Annotated in this window: 14 protein-coding genes; 11 read left to right on the top strand and 3 right to left on the bottom strand. The window is 44.4% G+C overall.

The genetic code is table 11. The features are described 5' to 3' along the window. Positions 1-456: 456 nt before the first annotated feature. Positions 457-1,323 carry a cupin-like domain-containing protein gene (locus A1D16_RS01710; RefSeq protein ID WP_290707140.1) on the bottom strand — a complete coding sequence of 289 codons (867 nt, stop codon included), beginning with the start codon at positions 1,321-1,323 and terminating at the stop codon, positions 457-459. A gap of 30 nt (positions 1,324-1,353) precedes the next feature. Here A1D16_RS01710 and A1D16_RS01705 point away from each other — a divergent pair, with 30 nt between their 5' ends. Beyond that, positions 1,354-1,977 carry an L-threonylcarbamoyladenylate synthase gene (locus A1D16_RS01705; protein WP_290707138.1) on the top strand — a complete coding sequence of 208 codons (624 nt, stop codon included), beginning with the start codon at positions 1,354-1,356 and terminating at the stop codon, positions 1,975-1,977. Here A1D16_RS01705 and A1D16_RS01700 read toward each other — a convergent pair. Next, positions 1,969-2,568 carry a ribonuclease HII gene (locus A1D16_RS01700; protein ID WP_290707136.1) on the bottom strand — a complete coding sequence of 200 codons (600 nt, stop codon included), beginning with the start codon at positions 2,566-2,568 and terminating at the stop codon, positions 1,969-1,971. The two genes, A1D16_RS01705 and A1D16_RS01700, sit on opposite strands and share 9 nt — an antisense overlap. A gap of 64 nt (positions 2,569-2,632) precedes the next feature. Here A1D16_RS01700 and A1D16_RS01695 point away from each other — a divergent pair, with 64 nt between their 5' ends. The 7 genes from A1D16_RS01695 to A1D16_RS01665 all read left to right on the top strand — a co-directional run bounded on the left by A1D16_RS01695 (position 2,633) and on the right by A1D16_RS01665 (position 6,817). Further along, the gene (locus A1D16_RS01695; protein WP_290707134.1) at positions 2,633-3,268 is read left to right on the top strand and encodes a Crp/Fnr family transcriptional regulator; all 636 of its coding nucleotides are present in this window, start codon (positions 2,633-2,635) and stop codon (positions 3,266-3,268) included. A 78-nt stretch (positions 3,269-3,346) separates the two neighbouring features. Beyond that, positions 3,347-4,762 (top strand): MBL fold metallo-hydrolase, encoded by a 1,416-nt coding sequence (locus A1D16_RS01690; RefSeq protein WP_290707132.1) that lies wholly within the window; start codon positions 3,347-3,349, stop codon positions 4,760-4,762. Positions 4,763-4,800: 38 nt separating this feature from the next. Continuing rightward, positions 4,801-5,109, top strand: coding sequence for a rhodanese-like domain-containing protein (locus tag A1D16_RS01685; RefSeq protein ID WP_290707130.1), 309 nt, complete (start codon positions 4,801-4,803; stop codon positions 5,107-5,109). Between the two features lie 5 nt (positions 5,110-5,114). Then, positions 5,115-5,366, top strand: a complete 252-nt coding sequence (locus A1D16_RS01680; RefSeq protein ID WP_290707128.1) for a hypothetical protein — start codon at positions 5,115-5,117, stop codon at positions 5,364-5,366. A 5-nt stretch (positions 5,367-5,371) separates the two neighbouring features. Continuing rightward, positions 5,372-5,665 (top strand): thioredoxin, encoded by a 294-nt coding sequence (trxA, locus tag A1D16_RS01675; protein WP_290707126.1) that lies wholly within the window; start codon positions 5,372-5,374, stop codon positions 5,663-5,665. A 47-nt stretch (positions 5,666-5,712) separates the two neighbouring features. Further along, a complete protein-coding gene (locus tag A1D16_RS01670) occupies positions 5,713-6,276 on the top strand; it encodes a YeeE/YedE thiosulfate transporter family protein (RefSeq protein WP_290707124.1) in 564 nt (187 codons plus the stop codon). 10 nt (positions 6,277-6,286) lie between these two features. Next, the gene (locus A1D16_RS01665) at positions 6,287-6,817 is read left to right on the top strand and encodes a DUF6691 family protein (protein WP_290707122.1); all 531 of its coding nucleotides are present in this window, start codon (positions 6,287-6,289) and stop codon (positions 6,815-6,817) included. Positions 6,818-6,843: 26 nt separating this feature from the next. On the opposite strand, the gene A1D16_RS01660 is transcribed toward A1D16_RS01665, so the two are convergent. After that, complete coding sequence (locus A1D16_RS01660; protein WP_290707120.1) at positions 6,844-7,845, bottom strand: 4-hydroxyproline epimerase; 1,002 nt, start codon at positions 7,843-7,845, stop codon at positions 6,844-6,846. A gap of 246 nt (positions 7,846-8,091) precedes the next feature. Between A1D16_RS01660 and A1D16_RS01655 the strand changes: the two genes are divergently transcribed. The 3 genes from A1D16_RS01655 to A1D16_RS01645 are packed head-to-tail and all read left to right on the top strand — an operon-like array spanning position 8,092 to position 14,277. Then, positions 8,092-11,106: a SusC/RagA family TonB-linked outer membrane protein gene (locus A1D16_RS01655; RefSeq protein ID WP_290707118.1), complete on the top strand. Its 3,015-nt coding sequence runs from the start codon at positions 8,092-8,094 to the stop codon at positions 11,104-11,106. A 21-nt stretch (positions 11,107-11,127) separates the two neighbouring features. Continuing rightward, positions 11,128-12,522, top strand: a complete 1,395-nt coding sequence (locus A1D16_RS01650) for a SusD/RagB family nutrient-binding outer membrane lipoprotein (protein WP_290707116.1) — start codon at positions 11,128-11,130, stop codon at positions 12,520-12,522. Positions 12,523-12,531: 9 nt separating this feature from the next. Beyond that, positions 12,532-14,277 carry a DUF885 family protein gene (locus A1D16_RS01645; RefSeq protein WP_290707114.1) on the top strand — a complete coding sequence of 582 codons (1,746 nt, stop codon included), beginning with the start codon at positions 12,532-12,534 and terminating at the stop codon, positions 14,275-14,277. Positions 14,278-14,308: the final 31 nt, after the last annotated feature.

The raw sequence follows: 14,308 nt of genomic DNA, 5'->3' as shown, positions 1-14,308 counted from the left end.
CAACCGGACATATGCCCCGTCCTTTTGGCGTATTCTATGAACAGGACCGGGCTTGTTATGAAGACATCATGTCGATGCAGATAGAAGAAGCAATTGCGCTTAAAGGGAAAGGCGACCTGGACCGTTTATTACGCGGCTCAGAAGTATGGACCATCCAATAAATTAATACAGCAATAAAAAAAGAAGCCAGCGATGGAAATCGCCGGCCTGTGCTTACCTCTGAAACCACAAAAAGAAAGAGGTTATATATGGGTTTTCAATAATATAGTATGAAGAGATAATAATTTATCTCAGGCAATAATTGCGTAAGGGGTAATTGATCAGACGGCTTTGTCAGGATAAGGGCGAGGGGTGGCGATCAGGAAAGGTATTATTGTTTTCGTCGGAATTGGATAAATGGGTAACAAACCCTAAAAACTGGTTAAAATTAAAGCCTGAACCAATACAATGCAAGATTTACCGGGAAAAACTTGTTATTTTTTTCTTTTTGTAATCATACCACCAGTTCGGGGCCGTTTTTTTCATCATTGTGTCAATGGTTCGCATACCGAACAGGTTCCAGGCCCCGTGTATTTTTCCCGTCCAGGATTCTTGTAAAGCACGGAGGCTCATGGCAAAACCACTATCCAGGTATTCCATATGATGCCAATACCCGGCCGGCATAAAAAGAGTATCGCCATGCTCCAGTACCAGGTCATAACCAATTGCCTGCTTCAGCAAGGGATAGGTTTCCAGGTCTAACTTGGAGTTGAGCGGATCGTAATACTTTTCAAAATTGGCAAAGCTGAGCACTTCCCAGGGCTTCCTGTATAGTAAATGCTGCTGATCGAAGGGGAATAAAAGCACTCTTTTCCGGCCAAAAAACTGGGTATGCAGGATATGTGACATGTCAATATCAAAATGCATATGTGTTACCGATCCTTGTCCACCCACAAATAACATGGGAAATCGTTTTACAAAGCTTTTCAGGTATGCATCCGGCCAGGTAAAATCCTGTGCCAGCTGCGGTGCATGTGTAAAGAGATTGAAGAGAAAGATCCGTAATTCAACCGGCCCTTTTCTGACCTGATCAATGTATTCCCCAAAAAGCATGGTATCATCCGCCTTATTTACCGGGGTTCGCGCATCGCTTTTCGTATTATTATAGACACCTACCTGAACCTTGCCAACGGCATCTTTAAAATAATCCCAATCCCATTTCTGGTAGGCAGGCCAGGTATGGGAAAGGTTTTTTATGACAACGGGAATACCTTTTTCGTAATAAGCAGATCTGAATTCAGCTGGCGACAACTCCTTCCAAACATCAATTGATTTCAATACCATAGTGTCTGATCTTTCTTCTTAACTTAGTTTATGCTTATTCACGTGCATCCGGAAAATCCACAGCCGCGTGCCATCCGGACCATCATTGATACGCTCCGTGAAGGAGGTATCATTATTTATCCAACCGACACCATTTACGGAATTGGTTGTGATATTTTTCAACCCAAAGCCATTGAACGAATTTGCCGGATCAAACAGGTTGTACCGGAAAAAGCACAACTATCTTTTATCTGTTATGATCTGAGCGATCTGAGCCAATATACCAAGTCAATATCTACGCCCCTCTACCGGTTGTTAAAAAGTCATTTACCGGGCCCCTATACCTTTATTCTACCTGCCAGTAAAGAAGTACCAAAAATATTAAAAAGCCGGAAAGATACCATTGGTCTTCGCGTTCCAGATAACATGATTGCCCGAACAATTGTTCGGGAATTAGGGCATCCTATTTTAAGTGCATCCTTACCCGGCGAAATGGTAGAAGAGTATACGGATCCGGAAATGATGCAGGCTAATTTCGGAAAGCTGGTAAACCTGGTGGTGGATGGGGGTATCGGTGGCTGGACTCCCTCTACTATCGTGGATTGTACCAAAGAACCCCCTGAGCTGATTCGCCAGGGAGCAGGTGAATGGGACACAGAAATAGGATCAAAATAAGGTGCCGGCAGCGGGGTTGATCTGGAAACTTTTTCGATGGTATTCACATAAGCCGTGTTGTAGAATGGCATCCCGATGGATTTTTGTACCGTAGCCTTTATTTTTTTCCCAGCCATACTGTGGATAAATGCTATGCAACTGGTTCATATAGTCATCGCGATAGGTTTTTGCGAGAATACTGGCTGCGGCTATGGAGGCATAAAGGGCATCTCCCTGCACAATACAACGATGAGGAATACCCGAAAACGGACGGAAACGATTCCCGTCTATCAATAAAAACCCGGGTGGGGTGGAGAGTCGGGCAATCGCCTGGTGCATCGCCGTCCAGGTAGCCTGTAAGATGTTAATCCGGTCTATTTCGGCTTCATTTACGGCCGCTACCGCGAAGGCTATTGCCTGTTTTTCAATTACTTCTCTTAATTCGTAGCGCTGTTTTTCTTTGACTTGTTTAGAGTCGTTCAATAAAGGGTGGTAAAATCCGGGAGGCAGAATCACTGCGGCAGCAAATACCGGACCTGCGTAACATCCCCGGCCGGCTTCGTCGATTCCGGCTTCGATAAGATCGGTCTGGTAACTGGTTTGCAATGCCATAGCAGGGTCAAAAATAGAAAGAATCTTTTGTCGTAAATTTATTGGTTTACAAAAACTTCGGATTATGTCAATAAGTGAACTACAACAGCAGTTTCCAGCATTCGAAAAAGGGCTGGTACAGGAAATTGAAGCGAATAGTGAAATCCGTTCCTTTACAGCAGGAGAACAGCTGATGCGTACCGGCCAGTATTTTAAAAGTACCCTGCTGATTATTGACGGGTTGGTAAAAGTTTACCGGGAAGATGACCAGGGAAATGAATTCTTTATGTATTACCTGCAACCAGGCCAGGCTTGTGCATTGAGTATGGTTTGTGCGGTAAAACAGGAAACCAGCCAGATAATGGCCAAGGCAGTAAAAGATACAGAAGTGATCAGTATTCCACTTTCTTATATGGATGAATGGATGAGCAAGTATAAATCCTGGTACCATTTTGTATTGGAAACCTATAGGTCGAGGTTTGAAGAACTATTGGTAACGATTGATCATATTGCGTTCAGGGCAATGGATGAACGACTGGAGTTTTACCTGAAAAAGCATGTACAAACACTGGGGTCCAACACCATACCCTTGAGTCACCAGGAAATTGCAGATGAACTGAATTCGAGCCGGGAAGTGATTTCCAGGTTGTTAAAAAAAATGGAACAGCTGGGTAAGGTAAAACTGCAACGCAACTCTATTGAAGTAATTAGGCTGGGCTGATTTATTAATGTGACAAAAGTCATAGTTGACTGCTGTAATTAATAGCAAATTTGTACCTGAAACGTGAAAACAGGCATTATGAAAATAGAACAAATTTATACCGGATGTCTCGCACAAGGTGCGTATTATATTGAGAGTGAAGGAGAAGCAGTTGTTATCGACCCGCTGCGCGAAGTAGAACCTTATATCAAACGCGCGGAAGAGGACGGCGCAAAAATCACTTATGTATTTGAAACCCATTTCCATGCAGACTTTGTAAGTGGTCATATCGACCTGGCCCGTAAAACTGGTGGAAAAATCATTTACGGACCCAATGCCAACCCCAGTTTTGATGCGTATATCGCAAAAGATGGGGAGGAATTTAAAGTAGGTAAGCTCACCTTTAAAGTAATACACACACCTGGGCATACTATGGAAAGCACCTGTTATCTTTTAAAAGATGCCGGTGGTAAACATGTTGGCTTGTTTTCAGGCGACACCCTTTTTATCGGGGATGTTGGCAGACCCGATCTTGCGCAGAAAGCCGCCGACATGACACAGGAGCAACTGGCTGCAACGCTTTATGATTCGCTCAGAAATAAAATAATGCCCCTGGCGGATGATATCATCGTTTATCCGGCACATGGCGCAGGAAGTGCTTGTGGAAAAAACATGAGTAAGGAAACAACCGACACCCTGGGTAACCAGAAAAAGACCAATTATGCACTCCGCGCAGACATGACAAAAGAAGAGTTTGTGAAGGAAGTAACAGATGGTTTATTGCCTCCCCCTGCGTATTTTCCCCTGAATGTGCGGATGAACAAAGAGGGATACGATAGTATTGATGAAGTGCTGCAGCGCGGACAGCAAGGCTTATCTGCCGCAGCTTTTGAAACAGCCGCCAATGAAACCGGTGCGTTGATACTGGACACAAGAGATCCCCAGGTCTTTGCTAAAGGGTTTATTCCTAATTCCATTAATATCGGAATCGATGGCAATTTTGCTCCCTGGGTAGGCGCCCTGATACCAGATGTAAAACAGCAGATACTGCTGGTGGCAGAACCCGATCGTATAGAAGAAGTGGTTACCCGGCTGGCCAGGGTTGGGTATGATTATACAATTGGATTCCTTGATGGCGGATTTGAGACCTGGAAAAAAGCAGGAATGGAAATTGACCATATCCAATCCATCACAGCAGAAGAATTTGCCGGCATTGCGGCAAGGGAAGCGGTTAATGTGCTGGATGTTCGGAAAAACAGTGAATACCTGAGTGAGCATGTTGAGGATGCTGAAAATGCACCGCTTGATTTTGTAAATGAGAGTATGCTGAAAGTAGACCGGAATAAAACCTATTATGTTCATTGTGCAGGAGGATATCGGTCCATGATCTTTAATTCTATTTTACGAGCGCGGGGTTATGAAAACCTGGTAGATGTAAAAGGTGGATTTAAAGCTATCAAGGAAACCGGCAAAGTACCTGTGACGGATTATGTTTGTCCGAGTACATTAAAATAACTACGGTATTAGCATCTTAGACCCTATATACAGAAACTATGTTTACAATATTAAAATCAATTTTTGGGAAAAAAGAGGACCTGAAAGCCCTCAGAGAGGCGGGTGCATTGATAGTGGATGTACGCACACCGGCAGAATATGAAGCGGGTCATATTCCCGGCTCCTCCAATATTCCATTGGATCAGTTAAAGAAACAGCTGGCAGTGTTGAAAAAGGAAGGGAAGGCCATAATTGCCGTATGCAGATCCGGCAACAGAAGTGCCCTGGCCGTTTCGCAGCTTAAAGCTGCCGGTATAAATGCATACAATGGCGGGGCCTGGAGTAGCTTGGCCCGGGATCTAAAATAACTAGTATGGAAAAGATTATAAACGGTTGGAATTTTATGCGTTGGTTGCGTTTGGGTATGGGTATATATGCCCTGGTAGCTGCTGTACTGCAACAGGAATGGATACTGGGCATTGCAGGTGTGTTACTGGCAGGAATGGCCTTGCTGAATATAGGCTGTTGTACAGGCAGTACCTGTTCTCCCATGCCCCGTAGAAATAACGGTTCCGGTAAAACCGGAACAACCATTCAGTACGAAGAGATCAAAGCATCTAAATAAACACTATGAACAGTTTTCAGGAACTAATCAATTCGGATAAGCCTGTCCTGGTTGATTTTTTTGCAGAATGGTGCGGTCCTTGTAAAATGATGACGCCTATTCTGAAAGAAGTGAAGGGTAAAATGGGCGATTCCGTAACGATCGTAAAAGTAGATGTAGATAAGAACCCCGATGCAGCAAGACAATTCAGTGTGCAGGGGGTTCCCACACTAATCGTTTTTCAAAAGGGCCAGGTGAAATGGCGCCAGAGTGGCGTTGTTCAGGCCCGCCAGTTAGAGCAGGTGCTAAGCGCTATCTGATACTTATTTATTGCACTTATTATTCTTCCGTAAAATTTAATTCTGTTATGCTTGAATGGTTAAAACAGCCCTGGCCCTGGTATGTAGCAGGCCCACTGATAGGCCTTACGGTGCCTGCCTTATTAATATTGGGCAATAAAAGTTTTGGCATTTCTTCTTCGCTGCGTCATATATGTGCCGCCTGTATTCCCGCAAAAATTCCTTTTTTTCAGTATAACTGGAAAAAGGAAGCCTGGAATATGTTTTTTGTGCTGGGGATATTTTTGGGAGGTGTTATTGCAACCTTGATTTTATCCAACCCGGCGCCTATTGCGGTACACCCTAACCTGGCAACCGAACTCGCCGGTTATGGCATAACCGATTATACAGGACTTGTTCCAGGGGATGTATTTAGCTGGCCGGCTTTGTTAACGGCACGCGGTTTTATAATGATGGTGGTTGGCGGATTTTTGGTAGGTTTTGGAACCAGGTATGCGGGTGGCTGTACTTCCGGGCACGCTATAATGGGAATCAGCAATTTGCAGCTGCCTTCTGTGATCGCCACCTGTTGTTTTATGGCAGGAGGTTTTATTATGGCCAACCTGATCCTTCCTTTTATTTTATCACTTTAAGAAATTGAGTATGTCAGCAAGTAATTCATTTGTTGAACCGGTCAATAAAGCCGGGTTACCAGATACAGATTTTGAAGTCCGTTCGCTCGATACCATGTGTGTTAGTGATACTAAAGTTGTGGAACCCTGGTATGGCCATCTGAAATACCTTATTATTGGAGTTCTATTCGGTATTGTATTTGTGAAAGCAGAAATCATCAGTTGGTTCCGTATTCAGGAAATGTTTCGCTTACAAAGTTTCCATATGTATGGCGTAATCGGTTCTGCTGTTGCAGTAGGAATGTTATCGGTGTTCCTGATCAAGAAATTCAACATCAAAACCATTCATGGCGAGAAGATCGAATTTCATGATAAGAAATTCAATAAAGGACAGATTTACGGAGGCCTTCTCTTTGGTTTGGGATGGGCAATAACCGGGGCATGCCCCGGGCCATTATTTGCGCAGATCGGAACCGGGGCTACGGTAATAGTAGTGACTTTGCTGGCTGCCATTGCCGGAACCTGGGTATATGGTAAGTTCAGGGATAAACTTCCGCATTGATGGCTCCAGCGGCCAGGAGCCTGCAGTTATAATACCTGGAAGCCATAGGCATACGGATCATCGGCCGGGTCAATGGTAATGGTATTATACCCATATATTCTTGCCCAGCCTTCTATACCCGGTCGGATCGCCGGCTGGCCGGCAACAGACGTTTCTTCTTCAATGGTTCCGATAAAAGTTGAACCGATAATGCTTTCATGTATAAACTGATCGCCCTTCTTCAACAAACCTTTCGCATACCATTGGGCCATTCTGGCCGAAGTACCGGTACCACACGGACTGCGATCAATGGCTTTATCGCCATAAAAAACGGCATTTCTTGCGGTGGAGCCAGGGTTTAGTACTGCGCCTGTCCATAGTATGTGCGAACAACCATTAATAGTAGCATCGTCCGGATGTACAAAACTGTATTTTTCATTTATGCGCTTTCTGAGCTCCCTGGCCCAGGCTATTAATTTATCGGCAGTATACTGTTCAAGGCCGGCGAAATTTTTCTGTACATCTACAATTGCATAAAAATTTCCTCCATAAGAAACGTCCACCACCAGCTCTCCCAGTTCCGGGCAATCTACCGTTAATTCGGTAGCTGCCAGGTAGGCGGGCACATTGGTAAGTTTTACAGAGCGCACTTTATTGCCTTCCTGCTTATAGTTAATTTGAACCAGGCCGGCAGGAGCTTCCATACGTATCTGGCCCGGTGTTTTGGGAACAATCAATCCTTCCTCCAGGGCAATAGTGATGGTGCCAATGGTTCCATGGCCGCACATAGGAAGGCAGCCGCTGGTTTCAATAAATAAGACTGCAACATCATTAGCAGGGTCATGCGCAGCATATAAAATTGAGCCGCTCATCATATCATGCCCCCTCGGTTCAAACATCAGCCCTTTCCTGATCCAGTCATACTCTTTTAGGAAATGCTGCCGTTTTTCACTCATGGATGCACCATTTAAAACGGGTCCGCCGCCTGCTACCAGCCGTACCGGGTTGCCGCAGGTATGTCCATCAATACAGAAAAAAGTTTTCTTCATTCCATAGGTTTAACCACCCGAATTTAGGTTGTCTGCTCCAAATCCATTCATTTGGAATTATTGAATCCTTTACAAATTTTAGCCCTCTGAAATTTTGAGCCCGATTTTTTTATAAAGTGTAATAATGACATTAAACAGGCGGTCAGGTAATTTGAAGGGTTAATATCCGTATATCATCTGCTAAATCAGATAAACCTGAAAAGCGGAACTACAACTAGGTTTGATACAAAGGAAAAATAACTGCATATGAAGAATTTTGTAAAACCAGGCGCATTGCTCCTGTTAATGGCATTTCTCTGCCATTTGGCAATGGCCCAAACAACCACCTTACGAGGCAGGGTCCTCGATTCGAAAGGCGCACCACTTCCTGGTGTAAGCATTCGGTTAAAAAGTAGCCAAACCGGCGTTTCCACCGGGAACGATGGTAGCTTCAGTATCACTTACCCGGCAAACAGTAGCCTGGTTATTTCTGCTATAGGTTTTAAGGAGCAGGAGATTGTACTGAACGGGCAAACCGACATCAATATTTCTCTCAGCACCAATTCAGCCCAGTTAGAAGAAGTGGTAGTTACGGCATTAGGGGTAAAACGCGAGAAACGGAACCTTACCTACAGCACCCAGGAAGTGAAGGGGGATGAGCTGGTAAGATCCAAGGAACCGAATGTAGTGAATGCGCTTGCGGGTAAGGTAGCAGGGGTACAGATTACCAGTTCCTCGGGTACACCTGGGGCTTCTTCCCGAATTGTTATTCGGGGCAATACATCCATATATGGCGATAACCAGGCATTGATCGTGGTAGATGGCGTTCCAATTAATAACGATGAAACCGGTAACCTCTATTCTGGTCCGGGTACCAATCGCCTGGCTGATATAGATCCTGCCACCATTGAAAACATAAATGTTCTGAAAGGGGCAGCAGCAGCTGCTTTGTATGGATCAGCAGGTTCAAGAGGGGTGGTAATGATTACCACTAAAAACGGCAGTATTAATAAGAAACCAACGCTGAGTTTTTCTTCCGATCTTTCATTTGAGAAAGCGCTGTACCCCGAAGTACAAACCAAATACGGCCAGGGCGAAAGAGGGGTGTATTTTAACGGAGAAGATCGGAAAACAAGTGCTGTATGGGGGCCACTTATGGATACCCTGCGTATAAATGGACAGAAAGCTCCCGTTTATGACCAGATGGACCTGTTTTTTCAAACTGGTATTACTTCGAATAATTCCGTAAGTGTAAATGGAGGCAGTACCAATTCCAGTTATTTTTTCTCCTATTCTTATTTTGATCAGAAAGGCACTATTCCACAGAATGATTACAAACGGCATTCAATTTTTACCAAGTTTACCAATCGTATTACCGACAAACTTACCAGCACATTTCAGGTAACTTATTCGGGTTCAAAAAGTAACCGGGCCCCGGAAGGTTATGTATTGGAGAGTCCTGTTTGGACAATTTATACGGCACCTATTTCCTGGAATCCGCTGCCTTATACCAATGCAGATGGAACACAACGGGTATTTCGTTTTTCGCGTAATAACCCCTATTGGGTATTGGATAATATCCGCAATAAATCAACCGTGAACCGTATCATTCCGGTAATAACCTTCAGTTATAACCCTACTAACTGGTTAACCATCACAGAGCGCCTGGGTGCAGATATTTATGCCGAACAGGATAAATATGTGGAAGCGCCCAGTAATGTATTGGCAACACGCGGACGAATTATTGATCAGAATATTAATTTCCGGCAGTTCAATAATGATATCATCATTAATGCACACAAAGATTTTGGAAAATTCAGTACCAATTTGTTATTGGGCAATAATATTATCAGTACCTATTCGCAGAACCATTATGCCAATGGATTGGGTACATCCATTAACGGGCTGGAAAATATAAACAATGCTTCCACGATAACGTACAGCGAAGGAAATTACCTGCGTAGAAAAGTTGGTTTTTATGCACAGGCAAATATCGACTACAATCGATTCCTGAACCTGTCTTTAACCGGCAGGTATGACGGAAGCTCTGTGCTGGCAGCATCTAACCGGTTTTATCCCTATGGTTCTGCAGCAGCGTCCTTTGTGTTTTCAGAGTTTATGTCGGAGCGGATGCGGAACTGGGTTGATCTTGCCAAGGTTCGGGTTTCCTATGCAACGGTGGGTAATGAGCAGATCGGTCCTTACCAGTTGCTTACACCGTATAATTCGGCATCAATTGGTACCAATGTATTTCCCTTGCAGGGCCAATCAGGTTTTCTTATTGATGGAAACCTGGGTAACCCTAACCTGAAAAATGAAACCATCCGTGAGTTGGAACTGGGTTTCGAAGGCCGCTTTTTCAAGAATCGATTAGGAGTAGAAGTTTCTTATTTCAAGAAAAAAACCTTTGATGGAATTATTCCAACAGTAGCTATTGCACCCAGTACTGGTTATGCCTCCACCTCCATCAACTCCAGTCAGATGGAGAACAAAGGGTTAGAGGTATTGATAAATGCAACCCCGGTTCGGACTTCCAAATTCAGTTGGGACCTGGCTTTTAACTTTACCCGGATCCGGAATAAAGTATTATTTATTGCGGATGGTACAGAACGGCTTGGCAATGGCTTTACACAGGTAGTAGTGGGGCAGCCGTACGGCGTAAAATTTGGAGGTGCTTATGCGCGTACGGATGACGGACAATTACTGATTGATGATGCTGGTCTTCCATTCCGTACCGTAAACGATCAGATTATCGGAAATATTACACCCGACTGGCTGGCAGGGCTGAGTAATAATTTCCGGTACGGACAGTTTAGTTTTAGTTTCTTCTTTGATATGAAGAAAGGGGGCGATATTGAAAACAACGTGGATGGTTATGGATATTTCTATGGCACACCAAAAGTTACCGAAAACCGCCAGGATAGGATTATTGCCGGCGTAAAAGCATCGGATGGTAAAGCCAATGATATTAGTGTGCAGGCCCAGGATTATTACAGAAGAATCAACGGTATTACAGAAGCTGTTATTCAGGATGGTACGTATATTAAACTCCGGAATATTAGCCTGAGTTATGATATCAGCCCGAAGTTATTGGCTAAAACATTTGTAAAGGGCGCAAGCTTTACACTTACGGGGCGCAATCTTTGGATCCATAGCCCGCATTTTACGGGTGCAGATCCGGAGGTTAGTTCATTCGGTTCTTCCAATGGTTCACAGGGAATTTATTCGTTCTCTACACCTACTTCCCGTTCTGTTGCAGTTTCTCTTAAACTTAGTTTTTGATCCAACACACAATTTTTAAGCATGAAAAAGATACTCTTTATACTTTGCTCCGGCCTGTTGGTACTGGCAGCCGGCTGCAAAAAATTCATCGACGTAAACAATGATCCGAACCGGCCCATTGATGTGCAGGAAGCAGCCATTCTTCCGCCCGTGGAATTGGCCGTTTCTCACTTACTGAATGCAGGTTTTGCCGCTATACTGGCGCAACATTATACACAAGCCGTTTGTTTAAACCAGCCTGTTCCCAATGAAGGCACCTATTTACTGGTAAATGGGCAGATGGATGGAGATTGGAACAGTACCTATGTTACCTGCCTGAATAACCTTAAACAGCTTATTAACAAGGCAGAGGCCGGCGGCAGTTACGCCTACGCAGGTATCGGCAAGATTCTGAGTGCCTATTGTTATGGTACAGCAACAGATTTCTGGGGAGATATTCCCTATACAGAAGCTTTACTGGGCAGTGATAAATTTACACCTGTATACAGCAGCCAGACAGAAGTATACCAGGGCATACAATCTTTGTTGGATGCCGGTATTGCAGACTTGGCAAAGACCAGTGTAAAAAATCCGGCGAACGATGATTTCTTTTACCGGGGGAACCTGGAAAAATGGACAAAACTGGCCTATACCCTAAAGGCCAGGTACTATATTCATCTTACAAAATCGGGAAGTAATACGCCGGCTACCTTGGCAGACCTGGCCCTGGGTGCCCTGAATAGCGGTATGAGTTCCAATGCCGATGATCTGAAAATGGGTTATCCGGGTGGGGCTGGAAATGAGAATCCCTGGTACCTGACCTTTTTGCCAGGGTCTACCCTGGTATTGTCTGCTCACCTGGTAGACGGATTTGTAGACAGAAATGACCCCCGCCTTCCTGTTATAATTGCACCGGCAAAAGGAACCGGTTTGTATACGGGGCGGGCAATCGGAACAAGAGATGTGGGTAACCTGGAAGCCTATTCCATTCCGGCTGCTTTTTATGGAAGTGCCGGATCCGACCATTTTCTGGTGAATTATTCAGAAGCCCTTTTTATCAAAGCAGAAGCTACCCTTATTAAATCGGGTGCTGCAGCTGCCCAACCTGTTTACCAGGACGGGATCCGCTCACATATGCTTAAATTAGGCCTCGATCCTGCAGGAACGGCGGTAAGTGATTATTTAGCAGATAGGGGTACCTTAACGGCCGGAAATGCCCTGGAGCGTATTATGGAAGAAAAAGCAATTGCTAATTTCCTGAATACGGAAAACTGGGCAGATTGGCGGAGAACAGGTTTCCCCCAGCTAACCAAAGTGCCCAATGCCTTATCTGAAATACCACGCAGGCTTCTGTATCCGCAGGTCGAAATTATTTCCAACCCTCAACCACAGCAGGCTGCAACACTCACTGACCGTATCTGGTGGGACGCCCAATAAAATCCTGATATGACTAAATTACATCGCTCCCTGTTGCTACTCAGTATAGCGGTTGGCTCTATACAGCCAACTGCTATACTGGCGCAGGTAAATCTGACCCAAGAAATTGCAGCACAGGCTTCAGAGCTAACCAATACCATTATTCAGCACCAGGCCGATAAAGGAAGCCTGGATCGCTTTTATTTCCTGGAAACCTCCCCGGAAAGAATTGAACGGATGAAAAAATTTCATTCCAGCTATAGCAACGGCCTGCAACAATTCAATTTTGAGAAGCTGAGTATGGATGGAAAAGTAGATTATGTGTTATTCAGCCGTAATCTTCAGTATGAACTGCAGTTGTTAGAGGAAGAAAAAGCACAACTAAATTTTTCCGAAAGTTATCTTCCCTTTTCAACGCAAGTATTTAGTTACGAGAAAAAAAGAAGAAGGGGTGCCGTTTTGCCGGCACAGGAACTTGCCCGTGACCTGAATAACTGGAAAATACAGTTGCTGGACCTGCTCAAAAAAGGCGAGGCCGATGCCGATATACACCTCATGGCAGCTCATGCCGTACAAAAAAGAATAAAGGATTGCCGCGATGCGCTCCGTAGTATCTATGATTTTTATTATGGGTATGATCCGCAATTCACCTGGTGGGTAGAAGCACCTTATAAAGGCATGGATAGTTTACTACAACTGTACTCGACCAACTTATTGAGCCGTGCCCGAAAAAACGGGGCCTCTGCAGACGATGGCAGTGGTATTATTGGTCGCCCAATCGGGGCTGCTGCATTAAAACAACAACTGGAGCTGGAATATATCCCCTACACGGCTGCTGAATTAATTACTATAGCAGAACAGGAATTTGCCTGGTGTGATAAGGAATTATTGAAAGCTACCAAAGAGATGGGTTTCGGTACCGACCGGAAAGCAGCCCTCGAAAAAGTTAAAAACAGTTACGTACCGGAAGGTAAACAACCCGAAATGATCCTTGATTTGTATAACCAGAGTGTTGATTTTATTAAGAAGAAAGACCTGGTAACCATTCCGCCGATTGCAGAAGAAACCTGGCGAATGAATATGATGAGCCCCGAACGACAATTGGTAAATCCATTCTTTCTGGGAGGAGAAAGTATTATCATTTCTTATCCGACCAATACCATGGCGGAACCCGATAAGCTGATGAGCATGCGGGGAAACAACCCGCATTTTTCAAGGGCTACGGTACATCACGAACTTATTGCAGGACATCATTTGCAGATGTTCCAGAACGACCGGCACAAAGCCTATAGAAGTTTTTATACGCCTTTCTGGATCGAAGGCTGGGCCTTGTATTGGGAAATGATACTCTGGGATATGGGTTTTCCCAGGGGGCCGGAAGATAAAATAGGGATGCTGTTCTGGAGAATGCACCGTTGTGCCAGGATCATTTTCTCCTTGAATTACCATCTTGGCAAATGGACACCCCAACAATGTATTGATTTCCTGGTAGATCGGGTAGGGCATGAACGGGCAAATGCAGAGGGGGAGGTAAGACGTTCTTTTCAGGGGAATTATGGTCCTTTGTATCAATTGGCTTATATGATTGGTGGCTTGCAGTTCTATGCACTTAAAAAGGAACTGGTAGACGGCGGAAAGATGACGTATAAGCAATATCATGACGCAATTCTTAAACAAAACTCATTACCCGTAGAAATGATCCGGCATATATTAACCAATCGGCCACCCCAAAAGCAGTTTAGCACCAGCTGGCGCTTTTATACTCCTAAAAACTAGGCAGTTAAAATTGGTAAATTATTCATTAATT

Origin of the sequence: Flavihumibacter sp. CACIAM 22H1, from assembly GCF_001601815.1 — a bacterium.
GTDB lineage: Bacteria > Bacteroidota > Bacteroidia > Chitinophagales > Chitinophagaceae > Flavihumibacter.
The sequence above is the reverse complement of the archived record's forward strand: the minus strand, read 5'-3'. Positions and strand labels throughout refer to the sequence as shown.